The 14,431-nt window shown below is 73.0% G+C and carries 13 protein-coding genes; 12 read left to right on the top strand and 1 reads right to left on the bottom strand.

The annotated features are described in order from the left end of the window. The first annotated feature begins 17 nt into the window (after nt 1–17). From AB0D28_RS23940 to AB0D28_RS23920, 5 genes are all read left to right on the top strand, one after another. The gene (locus AB0D28_RS23940; RefSeq protein ID WP_357389120.1) at nt 18–2,069 is read left to right on the top strand and encodes a DUF1800 domain-containing protein; all 2,052 of its coding nucleotides are present in this window, start codon (nt 18–20) and stop codon (nt 2,067–2,069) included. 14 nt (nt 2,070–2,083) lie between these two features. Next, entirely contained in the window at nt 2,084–3,457 is a 1,374-nt protein-coding gene (locus AB0D28_RS23935; protein ID WP_357389181.1) for a DUF1501 domain-containing protein, read from the top strand. After that, nucleotides 3,454–4,869: a ferredoxin reductase family protein gene (locus AB0D28_RS23930; RefSeq protein ID WP_357389118.1), complete on the top strand. Its 1,416-nt coding sequence runs from the start codon at nt 3,454–3,456 to the stop codon at nt 4,867–4,869. The genes AB0D28_RS23935 and AB0D28_RS23930 overlap by 4 nt, the downstream gene beginning before the upstream one ends. 13 nt (nt 4,870–4,882) lie before the next feature. Next, on the top strand, nt 4,883–5,485 hold the full coding sequence (locus tag AB0D28_RS23925) for an FMN-binding protein (protein ID WP_357389116.1): 603 nt from the start codon (nt 4,883–4,885) through the stop codon (nt 5,483–5,485). A 98-nt stretch (nt 5,486–5,583) separates the two neighbouring features. Then, on the top strand, nt 5,584–6,315 hold the full coding sequence (locus tag AB0D28_RS23920; protein ID WP_357389179.1) for an FAD:protein FMN transferase: 732 nt from the start codon (nt 5,584–5,586) through the stop codon (nt 6,313–6,315). 419 nt (nt 6,316–6,734) lie between these two features. On the opposite strand, the gene AB0D28_RS23915 is transcribed toward AB0D28_RS23920, so the two are convergent. Beyond that, nucleotides 6,735–7,406 carry a bifunctional DNA primase/polymerase gene (locus AB0D28_RS23915; protein ID WP_357389114.1) on the bottom strand — a complete coding sequence of 224 codons (672 nt, stop codon included), beginning with the start codon at nt 7,404–7,406 and terminating at the stop codon, nt 6,735–6,737. Nucleotides 7,407–7,670: 264 nt separating this feature from the next. On the opposite strand from AB0D28_RS23915, the gene AB0D28_RS23910 reads away from it, so the two are divergent. The 7 genes from AB0D28_RS23910 to mctP all read left to right on the top strand — a co-directional run bounded on the left by AB0D28_RS23910 (nt 7,671) and on the right by mctP (nt 14,383). After that, nucleotides 7,671–8,900 (top strand): helix-turn-helix domain-containing protein, encoded by a 1,230-nt coding sequence (locus tag AB0D28_RS23910; RefSeq protein ID WP_357389112.1) that lies wholly within the window; start codon nt 7,671–7,673, stop codon nt 8,898–8,900. Continuing rightward, a complete protein-coding gene (locus AB0D28_RS23905; RefSeq protein WP_357389110.1) occupies nt 8,897–9,478 on the top strand; it encodes a flavoprotein in 582 nt (193 codons plus the stop codon). Before AB0D28_RS23910 ends, AB0D28_RS23905 begins: the two co-directional genes overlap by 4 nt. Nucleotides 9,479–9,567: 89 nt before the next feature. Next, a complete protein-coding gene (locus AB0D28_RS23900) occupies nt 9,568–10,425 on the top strand; it encodes a Nif3-like dinuclear metal center hexameric protein (RefSeq protein WP_357389108.1) in 858 nt (285 codons plus the stop codon). Continuing rightward, entirely contained in the window at nt 10,415–11,152 is a 738-nt protein-coding gene (locus AB0D28_RS23895) for a C4-type zinc ribbon domain-containing protein (protein WP_151501372.1), read from the top strand. The genes AB0D28_RS23900 and AB0D28_RS23895 overlap by 11 nt, the downstream gene beginning before the upstream one ends. Before the next feature lie 5 nt (nt 11,153–11,157). After that, entirely contained in the window at nt 11,158–12,303 is a 1,146-nt protein-coding gene (locus tag AB0D28_RS23890; RefSeq protein WP_357389106.1) for a bifunctional RNase H/acid phosphatase, read from the top strand. Between the two features lie 126 nt (nt 12,304–12,429). Then, entirely contained in the window at nt 12,430–12,672 is a 243-nt protein-coding gene (locus AB0D28_RS23885; RefSeq protein WP_357389104.1) for a DUF3311 domain-containing protein, read from the top strand. A gap of 58 nt (nt 12,673–12,730) precedes the next feature. Next, nucleotides 12,731–14,383 carry a monocarboxylate uptake permease MctP gene (mctP, locus tag AB0D28_RS23880; protein WP_357389177.1) on the top strand — a complete coding sequence of 551 codons (1,653 nt, stop codon included), beginning with the start codon at nt 12,731–12,733 and terminating at the stop codon, nt 14,381–14,383. The last annotated feature ends 48 nt before the right edge of the window (nt 14,384–14,431 follow it).

Genomic DNA, 14,431 nt, shown 5'->3' with positions numbered 1-14,431 from the left:
GAAAACGGGACAGCTACATGGCCGACCAGAACGTGCCACCGCGTCGCCCCCGGGACGACCGCGGCTGGGACGGATACCAGCACCCCCAACCGGACGGGTACCGCGACCTGGACGCCGCACCGTACGCCGGCGGTCACCCCGCCCCGGGCCCGCAGTGGGTCGGGCCGAACGGTTTCGCCCCCGCCGCTCCGGCCCCCGCCGGCTACCCCCAGCCCGGCGGATACGCCCAGCCCGTCGGCGGATACGGCCCGCCGACCGGCGGTGGACTGCCCGACCTGGACGACGACGGTGACGGGGCCCCCAAGCGGGGCCGGCGCCGGGCGCTGGCCACCCTCGGCGGCGCCGTGGTGGTCGCCGGTGGCGCCGCCCTGGCCATGTCCCCGCAGGTGCGTGGCCTCTTCAGTGACGCGCCGGCCGGTGACGCCACCGGCACCGTCACCACCGACGGCAGCTCCGCCCGGCCCAGCGGCCAGCAGCCCAGCACGGTACGGACCTACACCGAGCAGAACGAGAGCTACATGGGCTCCCGGGCCGGTGAGGCGCTCAAGCGCAACGCGCCGTCCGGTGGCCGCCTCTACGGCAGCCCGGCCGCAGCCGCCGAGGCGACGAAGGTGACGGTGAAGACGGTCCTCGCCAAGGACCCGATCCGGCACCTCGCGGTCCGCACCACGTTCGGCGCCACCCCGAAGGTGATGGCCGACATCAAGCGGCTCGGCATCGACGACTGGCTGCGCGAGCAGCTCGAACCGGAGAAGATCGCCCCGACGAAGGCCGAGCTGAAGCTGGCCGACCTGCAGTCGCTCAAGCTCAGCCCGACGCAGCTGCGCGACCAGCGCGAGCAGCTCAACGAGAAGGGCGTCGACCCGGCCCGGGAGACGGTGGACGCCACCATCGCCCGGCAGATCTGGTCCGACCGGCAGCTGTTCGAGGTCATGGTCGACTTCTGGAACGACTTCCTGCACGTCGCCGCCGACTTCGACGGCGGGGAGAACTACCGCAACGCGTTCGACCGGGACGTCATCCGCAAGCACGCGCTGGGCAGCTACCCGGAGATGCTCGTCGCCGCGAACAAGCACCCGGCGCTGCTGCTCTACCTGAACCAGGTCGACTCGCGCAAGGACGCGGTTAACGAGAACCTGGCCCGGGAGAACCTGGAGCTGTACTCGGTCGGCGTCGACGGCGGTTACACCGAGAAGGACGTCCGCCAGGCCGCGCTGCTCCAGACCGGACGCGGCGTCGCCGACGGCAAGTACAAGTTCTTCGCCGAGCGCCACTACCTCGGCAAGGTGAAGATCCTCGGGTTCAGCCACGCCAACAACTCCGACGACCCGGTGGCCGCCGACAAGGTGATCGACTCGTACATCCGCTACATCGCGATGCACCCGTCGACAGCGCGGTACGTGGCACAGAACCTCGCCACCCGGTTCGTCTCCGACACCCCGCCGAAGTCCGTGGTGGACCGCCTCGCCAAGGCGTACACCACGAACAAGGGGCAGATCCGCCCGGTGCTGGCCACGCTGTTCAGCTCCTCGGAGTTCTGGGCCGCGGTCGGCCAGAAGGTACGCCGCCCGATGGAGTACCTGGTCGCCACGTACCGGGCGCTGGGTGTCTCGCCGGAGGCTGCCCCCGGCTACTCCTCCGGCGACAACCGGCGTACCCCGTTCGGGCAGGGCCTGCGGCAGATCCAGGACAAGATGCGCGAGCTCGGCCAGTACCCGATGGGCAAGCCCACCCCGGACGGCTACGCCGACGTCTACCTGGCCTGGACCTCGGCCGGCACCATGATCGACGGCTGGAACGAGGCGGGCGACCTGATCGCCGGCTACCGCAAGCAGTTCACCTTCGCCAAGCCGGAGAAGCTGGTGGCGAAGCCGCCGGCCACCGCCGGGGCGTACGTGGACGCGCTGGCCCAGCGGCTGGTGCAGCAGAAGCTCAGCGCCAAGGAGAAGAAGCTCGTGCTCGCCGTGGCCGGCGTGTCCGAGAGCGCCAAGGTCGACGCCACCTTCAACGGGGCCATCGCCGCTGTCGCGCGGACGATCCTCGCGTCCCCCCAGCACCACCTCCGGTGAGGCATTCGATGGAGATGACCGTGAACCCGTACCCCCTGCACCCCGAATGCCCCGACCTGCGGCGGCTGGCCGACAACCCGGCCGAGGCGCTGCTGCGCGCGGAGGCGGACATCGTCGCGGCCGAGAACGCCGCCGAGGCCGACCGGTACCGCCGGCTGGAGGAGGTCGAGGAGGCGCAGCAGGACGGCCGGGGCGTCACCCGGCGTACCTTCGTCGCCGGCGCCGCCGCGACCGCCACCGCGCTGGCGACCGCGCAGTTCGTCACCACCTCGGCGTCGTTCGCCGCGACGAAGACCGGCACGCTGATCCACGTCTTCCTCTACGGCGGGCTGGACGGGCTGAGCCTTGTCGCACCGGCCGATGACCCGGTGCTCGCCAAGGCCCGCCCCGACCTGCTGCTCGGCGACGACTCGCTGGCGCTGGCCCGTGGCTTCAAGCTGACCAGCGCGTTCGCGCCGCTGGAGAAGTGGCTCAAGGCCGGGCAGCTCGGCTTCGTGCCGGCCGTGTCCGACCCGCGGCTGTCGCGCAGCCACTTCCAGGCCGCCGACGCCTGCAACCTGGGCGGCCTGCCCGGCGAGACCGGCGGCCGGGGCTGGCTGGACAGCCTGGTCGACTCGCTCGGCAAGGGCACCGCGTTCCGCAGCGTCGGCATCGGCAGCACGCTGCCGCGCTCGCTGGTCGGCATGAACGGCGCGATCTCCCTCAACAACGTCGGCGACCTGCGGCTCAACGGCGACGACAAGTTCCGCGCGGCCACCGAGAAGGCCATCCGTGGCCTGTTCACCGGCATCAACCACCCGGTCGAGGAGGCGGTGCAGGAGGGCATGGGCGCGCTGGCCACCGCCCAGAAGCTCGCCGCCAAGCCGTACGCCGCCGCCGAGGGCGTCCAGTACCAGGGCGTCGGCAACGCGTTCAAGCAGCTCGCCCAGCTCATCAAGGGCGGCGCGAACGTCCGGGTGGCAACCGTCGGCATGGGCGGCTACGACACCCACGAGAACCAGGGCACCCGCGAGGGCGGCCAGCTCTGGCGGCGGCTGAACGAACTCGCAGGCGCGATGGCCGCGTTCTTCACCGACCTGGGCGACCAGGCGGCGGACGTGACGATCATGGTGTCCAGCGAGTTCGGCCGGCGGGTCGGCTCGAACGGCGGCGGCACCGACCACGGGCACGGCGGCGTGGTCACCGTGCTGTCCGGCCGCAAGCTGGCCGGTTCGCTGCTCGGCACCTGGAACGGCCTGGACAAGCTGGACAGCGGCGACGTGCCGGAATACAACAACATGTTCAACGTCTACGGATCGGTCGCGCAGGGCCGCTTCGGCCTGACCACCGCCCAGGTGGACAAGGTCTTCCCCCGGCAGAAGTTCGCCCCGGTCAAGATCTACGCGTGACGTACCAGGACACCCACGCCGCCGGCCGCCGTACCGGGCATCCCACCCCGTACGGCGGCCGTCCGGCTGCCCCCGTACCCCCGGGTCGTCCCCGGCGCGGACCCGGCGGCCGGCGTACGCTCGCCGCGGTGTTCTGGCTGGGCCTGGTCGCCGCCGTCCTGCCGTGGTGGCTGGACACCCCGGCGGGAACGCTCGCCGACACCGCCGACCTGCTCACCGCGGGCGGCCGGATCACCGGGCTGATCGCCGGCTACCTGCTGCTGGTGCAGGTGCTGATGATGAGCCGGCTCGGCGTGCTGGAACGCGCGCTCGGCGGCGAACGGATCTCCCGGCTGCACCGGGACCTCGGCGCGACGCTGCTGGTGGCGGTGCTCGCGCACATGTCGCTGCTGGTGGTCGGCTACGCCCGCCAGGAACGCAAGACGGTGCTCGGCGAGGTCGGCGCGCTGCTGACCGACTACGACGACATGATCACCGCGTTCGCCGCGGCCGGCGTCCTGGTCACCGTCGCGTTCACCGCGGTACGCGCCGTGCGCCGCCGCCTGCCCTACGAGCTGTGGCGTCTGCTGCACGCGGCCAGCTACCTCACGCTGCTGCTCGGCTACGCGCACCAGTTCAGCAACGGCGCTCAGCTCTACGAGCCGGGCCCGGTGCGTACCGGCTGGATCGCCGCGTACCTGCTGGTGGTGGCCGCGCTGGTGTGGGGCCGGGTGGTCGCGCCGCTGGTGTTCAACCTGCGGCACCGGCTGCGCGTCGCGGACGTGGTGGCGGAGAGCCCGGACACCGTCTCGGTCTACCTGACCGGGCAGCGGCTCAACCAGATCGACCTGCTCGGCGGGCAGTTCTTCCGCTGGCGCTTCCTCAACCCCGGCTGCTGGTGGCAGTCGCACCCGTTCTCCGTCTCCGCCGCCGCCAACGGCCGCTGGCTGCGGATCACCGTCAAGGTCGTCGGCGGGTACACCGCCGAGCTGCGCGACCTGACGCCCGGCACCAGGGTCTGGGCGCAGGGCCCCTCCGGCACGTTCACCGCCGCGCACCGCACCCGGGAACGGGCGCTGCTCATCGCCGGGGGCAGCGGCATCGCTCCACTGCGGGCGATGCTTGAGGAACTGCCGCCCGGCGCGGCGCTGATCTACCGGGCGCGTACCCCGGCCGACGTGCTGCTGCACCAGGAGCTGGACTGGCTCGCCCAGGCCCGGCAGACCTCCGTCTGGTACGTCGTCGGCCGCCGCGGCGACCCCGGCCCCCGCCAGGTGATGAACCCCGACGGCCTGCGCCGGCTGGTGCCCGACCTGACCCGCCGCGACGTCTACCTGTGCGGCCCGGGCGGCCTGGTCGACGAGGCGGTCGCCGCGCTGCGGGCCGCGGGCGTGCCCCGCCGCCAGATCCACCTGACCGCGTTCGAGCTGTAGGAGAGGCACCGCCATGCGTCGCGCGCTGTTCGCGATCACCGGCCTGGCCGCCGGCACCACCGCGCTGGTGGTGCTCAAGGGCGCGCCGGGCGCCGGGCAGACCGCGCCGGACGTACCGGCCGCGCTGGCCCCCGTCGTACCGGGCGGCTCGGCCGCGCCCGAACCGCCGTCGCCCACCGGCTCCGCGCCCGCTTCCACCCCGCCGGGAACGCCCCGGGCCTCGGCGAAGCCGACGGTCAAGCCCAGTGCCGACCGCAGCGCGGCCAGCCGGGGCGGCACCGGCACGCGCACCACGCCGGCCGCGCCCCGGACCACTACCAAGAGCGCGCCGAAGGTCACCACCCGCACGGTGACCGGACCGTCCGTCACCTACGAGTACGGCTCGCTCCAGGTCCGGATCACGCTCAGCGGCAGCCGGATCGTCGACGCCACGGCGATCGGACTGCCGCTGGGCGGGCAGTCCGGGCAGCGCAGCGACGACGTGCAGGCCCGCTACAGCGGCACCTCCGGCGAGGTGGTGGCCCGGCAGAGCGCCAACCTGAGCACCGTCTCCGGCGCCACCTACACCAGCACCGCGTACAAGCAGTCGTTGCAGGCCGCGCTGGACAAGGCGTGACGGTGCCGGCTCGTGCCGGCGCCGCCGTCGGTCCCGGTCCGTCCGCCGTCGGTCCCGGTCCGTCCGCCCGGCGCGGCCTGCGCCGGGTCGAACACGTCATGGGTACGGCGATCAGCCTCGACCTGGCCGACGACCTGCCCGCGTCCACGCTCGACGAGCTGGCCGAGGAGACGTTCGGCTGGCTGCGCGAGGTGGACGCGCGGTTCAGCACGTACCGGGACCACAGCGAGGTGTGCCGCGTCGACCGGGGCGAGCTGCGGGCCGCCGACGCGTCCGCCGACCTACGGGCCGTGCTGGCGGCCTGCGCCGACCTGTGGACCGCCACCGACGGGTTCTTCGACGCGTACGCGACGGGCCGGCTCGACCCGTCCGGCTACGTGAAGGGCTGGGCGGCGCAGGTCGCCTCGGACCGGCTGGTGGCCACCGGCGCACCGAACCACTGCGTGAACGCGGGCGGCGACGTGCGGGTACGCGGCCACGACGCGACCGGGCAGCCGTGGCGGATCGGGGTACGGCATCCCTGGGACGCGACGGCGACCTGTCTGGTGCTGACCGGCACCGACCTGGCGGTCGCCACCTCCGGCGTGTACGAGCGCGGGCACCACGTGCTGGACCCGCGCCGGGGCGTACCGGCGACCGGTCTGCGCTCGGTCACCTTGGCCGGCCCCGACCTGGGCACAGCCGACGCGTACGCGACGGCCGCCGTGGCGATGGGCGAGTCGGGCCTGACCTGGCTGGACCACCTACCGTCCCCCTGGCAGCACGCCGTGGTCACCGAAGACGGTCACCTGCACCACTCCCGCGCGCTCCCCACCCTCCCGCCTTCCTGACCTGCCCGCTGCCCCGGCCGTCGGCGCGGTGATCAAGGAGTTTGTGTCCTCCAGGGCGCGCTGGGCGGACACAAACTCCTTGATCAACCGGTGGGGGCGGGGCGGGGGCGGGGTGGGGCGGGGCGGGAGCGGGGTGGGTCAGCGGAGGGGGCGGTGGAGGGTGGCGGGGCGGGAGCCTGTGGGGCGGGGGCGGCCGGGGCGGACGCCCAGGGGGCGGGTGAAGCCCCACGGGTGCCGGCGGCGGCGGGGCCGCGCCGGCTCGGTACCGCCGGTGTGGCGGGCAGCGTCGTCCCTGGACATGGTCAAAACCCCCGCTCTGGCGCACACGCGCCCTCGCCAGGTTCAACGAGTCCGGTGCCGGGGAGGTCGCTGTCGGACACCCGTCCGGGTCACCGGACCGGCCGTGACCAGGAGGAGCGTCAGCGGCCCCGGCGGGGCAGCGGCAGGTGGCCGGGCAGCAGTTCGGTGCCGAACGTGACCCCGGCCGCGCGCAACGCGGCGATCAGCGCGTTCTGCACCAGATAGGAGTCGGGTAGCCGCCAGCGGGCGTGCTCGGGCGCGACCACCCAGCGCACCGTACCCTCGGGCAGCCGGGTCGGCGGGGCGGGGATCCACGAGCCGGGTCCGTGGCGCACCACGTGGAAACAGTGCTCCAACTCGGGCCGCAGCGGGTCGCCGGGGCGTACCAGGAACATCCAGCGGCCGGTCGGGGTGACCAGCGCGGGCCCGCGTACGCCGAAGCCGGCGGGATGGGTGGCGACCGCGTCCAGCACCTGCCGGCCTAGGTGGGCGGCGACCTCCAGGACGTCGAACGCGCGCCCGGTGGGCAGCAGGATGCCGTGCGGGCGGTTGCGCCACCAGGCGGCCACCCGGGCCGGGTCGGCGCTGGCGGCGTGCTCCCAGTCCTCGAGCGCCGGGTGGCAGCCCACAGTGGGGCAGCCGGGCCGGCCGCAGACGAACCGGCTGTTCGCGAGGCAGGCGCCGGGGGTGACCGGCCAGTGGTGCAGCGCGTACCGCATCGCGACCCGGCGCAGCCGGACCCGCTCCAGCGGCGAGAGGTGAGCGACGCGCGGTCGGACGTTCCTCCACATGTCTGCCGTCCCCTCTGGCCCCGCCGGACCCTCCACGAAATAGCCCGCCGGACCGTCCACAAGATGGTCCGCCGAACCGTCCACAAGCCATACGTCGAAACCCGTCACTGCCGTAACCCCCGCTCGTTGTGCTGACGAACGGCCGGTGCAACTTGCACGAAAGCTACGAGAACTGGCTGGACGGTGGACGCACAACCTGTGCGATCGGCGCAACCTGTGGGACGTGGGGGGACCGGCCGGCACCGTGAGGGGGAGGGAGCGGGGATGGACGAACTACCCATAGGCCGGCGCGTGGCGTACTGGCGGAGTCGCCGCAAGATGTCCCAGCAGGTCTTCGCCGATCGGCTCGGCAAGTCCAAGAGCTGGGTGGACAAGGTGGAGCGCGGCGTCCGGCGGCTGGACAAGTTCTCCGTGCTCTACGAGATCGCCGACATCCTCCAGATCGACGTGCAACTGCTGCACGGCCGGGACCCGGAACGGCGTACCGACGCGCTCAACTGCATCGACCAGGTCGAGGTGGAGGAGATCCGCACCGCCCTGGAGCGGTACGACTCGATGAGCGCCTACTTCGACGCGGCACCCTGCCCCCCGCCGCTCGCCGACATGCGCAAGGCCGTGAACCACGCCTGGCTCACCTACCAGTACGGCCGGTACGGCATGCTCACCCGCGCGCTGCCCAAGCTGCTGCGCGACGCCCAGGCGGCGGACGCCGGCTGCGCCGGTGACGACCAGGTACGCGAGGCCGCCCACCTGCTCGGGCAGGTCTACCAGATCGCCTCCTCGGTGCTGCGCAAGCTCGGCGAGTGCGACCTCGCCTGGCTCGCCGCCGACCGGTCGATGGCGGTGGCCCAGCGGGCCGACGACCCGCTGCTGGCCGGCATCGCCACCACGAGGGTCTGCAACGCGCTCGTCGCGATGGGCCGCCCCCGGCCCGCGCTGGAGCTCAACGTCCGCATCGCGGGCCGGCTCGCGCCCGGCGGCGACAACGACGTCACACCGGAACGGCTCTCCGTGTACGGCCTGCTGCTGCTCCAGGGCGCGATGGCCGCCGCCCGGATCGGCGACTCGGCGACGGTGGACGACCTGCTCGCGGGCGCCGGTGAGGCGGCCACCATGCTCGGCGGCGACCACAACCACTACTGGACCTCGTTCGGCCCGACCAACCTGGAGCTGCACCGCGCGGCGGCGGCGGTCGAGCTGGGCGACGGCGGCCGGGCGGTGGAGACGCACATGCGGTTGTCGGTGCCCGCGTTCAACGCGTTGCTGCCGGAACGGCGCGCGCATCACCTGCTCGACCTGGCCCGGGGCTACTCCCAGATCGGTGACGTCGCCAACGCGGGGGACATGCTGCTGCGCGGCGACCGGCTCGCGCCCTCCGAGATCCGGTGCCGCCCGATCGCGCACGAATTGATGTCCGAGATTCTCCGTCGCACACGTGGTGCGCCGCCTCCGCCGATCGCGGAGTTGGCTGAGCACATGGGAGTCGGAGTATGAGCGATCCGCGCATCGCCAGCGGGCACCGGCGCGTGCTCTACGTCATCGCCTGCGGTTCGCCGCTGGCCCGTCACGTCGGCCGGCTGGTCGACCTCGCCCAGCGGGAGGGCTGGACGGTCTGCGTGGTCACCACGCCGGACGGCGCGAAGTTCGTCGACCGGACGGCGCTGGCCCGGCAGACCGGCCATCCGGTGCGTACGCACTACAAGAACCCGGGTGACCCGGACGTGCTGCCCCCGGCCGACGCCATGCTGGTGTGCCCGGCGACCGTCAACACGATCAACAAGTGGGCGGTCGGCATCACCGACACCCTGGCGCTCGGCCTGCTGATCGAGGCGCAGGGAATGGGGGTGCCGATCGCGGCCGTCCCGTACACGAACGAGGCGATGGCGGCGCACCCGGCGTTCCGGGCCAGCCTCGACCGGCTCGCGCAGTGGGGCGTCCGGGTGGTCTTCGGCGACCACGTCGTACGCCTGCACCCGCCCGGCACGGGTGAGCGACGCGCGGACGCCTTCCCGTGGGACGCCGGCCTGACCGCCCTGCGCGGCGCGGACCGGCCGGTCGCCCCGGTCGCCTGAGCGGTGGGCGTGGTTCCCGGGCTCGCCCGGGGACCACGCGCGGCGGCGGTCGGCGTGTACCGGCGCGGACGCCGGTAAGCTGGCCGCCCGTGAGCACAACCGTCGCCGACGTGGTGGCCGCCCTGGACCGCCGTTATCCGCCTGCCTGGGCCGAGGAGTGGGACCGGGTCGGCCTGGTGCTGGGGGAGCCCGACAACCCGGTACGCCGGGTCGCCTGCGTGGTGGACGTGGTCCCGGAGACCGTGGACGAGGCGCTCGACGTCGGCGCGGACATGATCGTCGCGCACCACCCGCTGCTGCTGCGCGGCGTCTCCTCGGTGGCCGCCACCACGTACAAGGGCCGGATCGTGCACCGGTTGATCAAGGCGGACGTCGCGCTGCACGTGGCGCACACGAACGCCGACGTGGCCGACCCGGGGGTGTCCGACGCGCTCGCCGCCCGGTTCGGGCTCACCGGGCTGCGCCCGCTGCACCCGCCCCGCCCCGGCTCGCCCGCTGCCGGGCCCGGCCGGGGCATCGGCCGCATCGGTGAGCTGCCCACCCCGATGACGCTCGCCGAGCTGACCCGGCTGGCCGCCGCCGTGCTCCCGGTCACCGCCTGGGGAGTTCGCGCCGCCGGGGATCCCGGGCGTATGGTTCGTACCCTCGCCGTCAGCGGCGGCTCGGGGGACGGCTTCCTGGCCGAGGCGACCGCGGCCGGGGTGGACGCGTTTCTCACCGCGGACCTGCGCCACCATCCGGCCGGGGAACACCTCGCCGCCGGTGGCCCGGCGCTGCTGGACGCCGCCCACTGGGCGACGGAGCGACCCTGGCTGGACGACCTGGCCGCCTACCTGGCCGCCGAGCTGGACGTCGAGACCGTGGTGTCCGACCTGGACACCGACCCGTGGACCGTGCACGCCGCCGCGCCCCGGCCGGACGACAAGGAGCCCCGACGTGAAGGCTGACCCGAAGGTGCAGCGCCGCCTGCTCGACCTCCAGGCGATCGACACCGCGCTGGCCCAGCTCGCGCACCGCCGCCGCAGCCTGCCGGAGCGCGCCGAGCTGGAGGCCCTGGCGCGTGAGCTGTCCGCGCTGGAGGACGAGCGGGTCCGCGCCCAGGTGGCGGTCGACGACCTGGACCGGGACATCGCCCGGATCGAGAAGGACGTCGACCAGGTGCGGGCGCGCAAGAGCAAGGACGAGGCCCGCCTGGCCTCGGGCAGCGGCCCGGCCCGGGAGCTGGAGGCGATCCAGCACGAGCTGGTCTCGCTGAACCGCCGGCAGAGCGACCTGGAGGACGCCGAGCTGGAGCTGATGGAGCAGCGGGAGACCGCGCAGGGTGTGCTCGACGGCATCGAGAGCCGGCTCGCCGAGACCCGCGAGCGGCGTGCCGCGACCGAGCAGCGCCGCGACGAGACCCTGGCGGAAATCGCCAAGGAGGAGGAGTTCAAGCGCACGGCCCGCCAGCCGCTCGCCGGTGACCTCCCGGCGGACCTGGTCGGCCTCTACGACAAGATCCGCGAGGACACCGGTATGGGCGCCGCGCTGCTCACCGGTGGCCGCTGCGGCGGCTGCCGGCTGGAGATGTCCGGCGCCGACCTGGCCCGCATCCGCAAGGCCGACCCGGACGACGTGGTCCGCTGCGAGGAGTGCCGGCGGATCATGGTCCGGACCAACGAGTCGGGACTGTAGCCGCCGTGGCGGTGCGCGCGGTCGTGATCGAGGCCGACGGCGGCTCCCGGGGCAACCCCGGCCCGGCCGGCTACGGCGCCGTGGTCCGGGATCCGGAGACCGGCGAGGTGCTCGCCGAACGGTCGGAGTCGATCGGTACGGCGACGAACAACGTGGCCGAGTACCGGGGCCTGATCGCCGGGCTGGAGGCCGCCGCCGAGCTGGGCGCGGCCGAGGTCGAGGCGCGGATGGACTCCAAGCTGGTGGTCGAGCAGATGTGCGGCCGCTGGCAGATCAAGCACCCCGGGCTGCGCCCGCTCGCCGCCCAGGCCGCCGGGCTGGTCGGCCGCTTCACCGCCGTACGGTTCACCTGGGTGCCCCGGGAGCGCAACCGGCACGCCGACGCCCTGGCCAACGCGGCGATGGACGCCGCCGCGTCCGGTGCCGCGCCGGAAGCGAAGGCCGAGGCGCGGGCGGCGACTGTCGTGCGGGCCACCGGCACCGATCCGGCCACCACGCCCGCCTCCTGGGAGCCGCGCCCGACCGAGGAGGCCACCCGGCTGATCCTGGTGCGGCACGGCGAGACCGAGCGCACCGTGCAGAAGCGCTACTCCGGCCGGGGCGACGTGCCGCTCACCGAGCGCGGCCGCGCCCAGGCCCGGGCCAGCGCCGCCCGGGTGGCCGCGCTGGCGCCGTCCGTCGCGGCGGTGGTCAGTTCGCCGCTGTCGAGGTGTACGGCCACCGCCGAGGCGGTCGCCGCGCAGGTCGGAAACCCGCCGGTACGCACCGACGACGACCTGATCGAGTGCGACTTCGGGGCCTGGGAGGGGCACACGTTCGCCGAGGTACGCGAGGGCTGGGCGGCGGAACTGGACGCCTGGCTCGCCTCCACGGCGGTCGCCCCGCCGAAGGGCGAGTCGTTCGTGACGGTGGCCGAGCGGACCGGGCGGGCTGTCGACCGGCTGCGGTCGGCGTACCCGGGGGAGACGGTGGTGGTGGTCTCGCACGTCTCGCCGATCAAGCTGGTGCTGCGCGACGCGCTCGCCGCGAGCGACGCGTTCCTGCACCGGCTCTACCTGGACACCGCCGGCATCTCGGTGCTGGACCTGTACCCGGACGGCGGCGTCGCGGTCCGTTCGGTGAACGACACCTCTCACCTCACGGACGTCTGACGGCCGTTCGGCGCATGCCGACGGCCGCTCGGCGCATCGACATCCCCCGATCGAACGTGACCCCTGTCACAGGGTCGTAGCCTCCGGCCGTCACATGGCCCGCTACGAATGCCCGGAGGGTGTCACATGGCCGCACCGGAATCCGAGGCGCCGGACACGGCGCGATCCAGGGCGAAGGACAAGAGTCCCTGGAACTGGTTGCTCTTCATCCCGATCGTGGTGCCGCTGATCCCGGCACTGTTCAACGCCGACTCGCCCCGGCTGTTCGGCTTCCCGCGCTTCTACTGGCTGCAACTGGTCTGGATCCTGCTCGGCGTCGGCACCACCACGCTCGTCTACCAGATGACCAAGAAGCGGGGTGACCGGTGAGCGCGAGGAGTGAGCCGGGCCTGCGAGCCCCGCAGTCGCGAACGAAGGGGGCACAGTGATGTGGCGGGACCACCTCACCGAGATCATCGTCTTCGCCCTGCTGTTCCTGCTGGTCAGCGCCATGGGCTTCGTGGCCGCGCGGTGGCGCCGGCCGACCGACATGGCCCACCTGGACGAGTGGGGACTGGGCGGGCGCAGCTTCGGCGGCTGGATCACCTGGTTCCTGGTCGGCGGTGACCTCTACACCGCGTACACGTTCGTGGCGGTGCCGGCGCTGATCTTCGGGGCCGGCGCGGCGGGCTTCTTCGCCGTGCCGTACACGATCGTCATCTACCCGCTGGTGTTCCTGGTGCTGTGCCGGCTCTGGTCGGTCTCGCACCGGCACGGCTTCGTCACCCCTGCCGACTTCGTCCGCAACCGGTTCGGCTCGCCGATCCTGGCGCTGCTGATCGCGATCACCGGCATCGTCGCCACCATGCCGTACATCGCGCTGCAACTGGTCGGCATCGAGGCGGTGCTCAAGACCATGGGCGTGACCGGGGACAGCGCGGTGGCCCGGCACCTGCCGATCATCATCGCGTTCGCGATCCTGGCCGCGTACACGTACCAGTCGGGGCTGCGCGCCCCGGCGCTGATCGCGTTCGTCAAGGACTCGCTGATCTACATCGTGATCCTGGTCGCGGTGATCTGGCTGCCGTACAAGCTCGGCGGCTGGGGCGCCATCTTCGACGCCGCGGACGCGAAGTTCCAGGCGTCACCGGCGCCCGGCGACGGCATCCTGCTCAACCAGAACAACCAGATCCAGTACGTGACACTGGCGTTCGGCTCGGCGCTGGCGCTGTTCCTCTACCCGCACAGCATCACCGGCGTGCTCGCCAGCCGGAACCGCGACGTGATCAAGCGGAACATGTCCGCGCTGCCCGCGTACAGCCTGCTGCTGGGGTTGATCGCGCTGCTCGGCTACATGGCCATCGCGGCGAACGTGAAGCCGCTGCCCGGTGCGAAGGAGGGCACCACCGACGGCAACACGGTGGTGCCGCTGCTGTTCGACCAGCAGTTCCCGGACTGGTTCGCCGGGGTCGCGTACGCCGCGATCGGCATCGGCGCGCTGGTCCCGGCGGCGATCATGTCGATCGCGGCGGCGAACCTGTTCACCCGCAACATCTACAAGGAGTACCTGAAGCGGGACGCCACCCCGGCGCAGGAGGCGAACGTCTCGAAGATCACCTCGCTGGTGGTGAAGGTCGGCGCGGTGGCCTGCATCGTCTTCCTCGACCCGCAGTTCTCCATCGACCTCCAGCTCATCGGCGGCGTGATCATCCTCCAGACGCTGCCGGCGGTGGCGCTGGGCCTCTACACCCGCTGGTTCCACAGGGGCGCGCTGATCGCCGGCTGGGCGGCCGGGATGGGCCTGGGCATGTGGATGCTCTACCAGGTCGGCAACCCGGCGACCGGGAAGAAGCACTTCGCCGGGTCGGCGTTCCCACTGGAGAAGTTCGGTTTCGACACGCCGAAGACGATCTACGTCGGCATCGTGGCGGTGCTGGTGAACCTGGTGGTGGCGGCGCTGCTCACGCTTGTGCTGCGCGCCGCGAAGGTGGCCGACGGCCCGGACGGCACCACGCCCGACGACTACTTCGCCGACGAGGGCGACCCGCGCGTCACAGCCGACGCCGACCGCGCCGACTCCGCGCCGGAGCCCGTGGCGTGAAAGGAAGGGCCCCTTATTAACGCATTCTGCATAACAAGGGGCCCTTCC

Source organism: Micromonospora sp. NPDC048169 (genome assembly GCF_040652815.1).
Lineage (GTDB): Bacteria > Actinomycetota > Actinomycetes > Mycobacteriales > Micromonosporaceae > Micromonospora.
The sequence above is the reverse complement of the archived record's forward strand: the minus strand, read 5'-3'. Positions and strand labels throughout refer to the sequence as shown.

Coding starts and splice junctions, on each gene's coding strand:
- AB0D28_RS23940 (WP_357389120.1), top strand. CDS start 18: ATGGCCGACCAGAACGTGCCACCGCGTCGCCCCCGGGACGACCGCGGC.
- AB0D28_RS23935 (WP_357389181.1), top strand. CDS start 2,084: ATGACCGTGAACCCGTACCCCCTGCACCCCGAATGCCCCGACCTGCGG.
- AB0D28_RS23925 (WP_357389116.1), top strand. CDS start 4,883: ATGCGTCGCGCGCTGTTCGCGATCACCGGCCTGGCCGCCGGCACCACC.
- AB0D28_RS23920 (WP_357389179.1), top strand. CDS start 5,584: ATGGGTACGGCGATCAGCCTCGACCTGGCCGACGACCTGCCCGCGTCC.
- AB0D28_RS23915 (WP_357389114.1), bottom strand. CDS start 7,406: ATGTGGAGGAACGTCCGACCGCGCGTCGCTCACCTCTCGCCGCTGGAG.
- AB0D28_RS23910 (WP_357389112.1), top strand. CDS start 7,671: ATGGACGAACTACCCATAGGCCGGCGCGTGGCGTACTGGCGGAGTCGC.
- AB0D28_RS23905 (WP_357389110.1), top strand. CDS start 8,897: ATGAGCGATCCGCGCATCGCCAGCGGGCACCGGCGCGTGCTCTACGTC.
- AB0D28_RS23885 (WP_357389104.1), top strand. CDS start 12,430: ATGGCCGCACCGGAATCCGAGGCGCCGGACACGGCGCGATCCAGGGCG.
- mctP (WP_357389177.1), top strand. CDS start 12,731: ATGTGGCGGGACCACCTCACCGAGATCATCGTCTTCGCCCTGCTGTTC.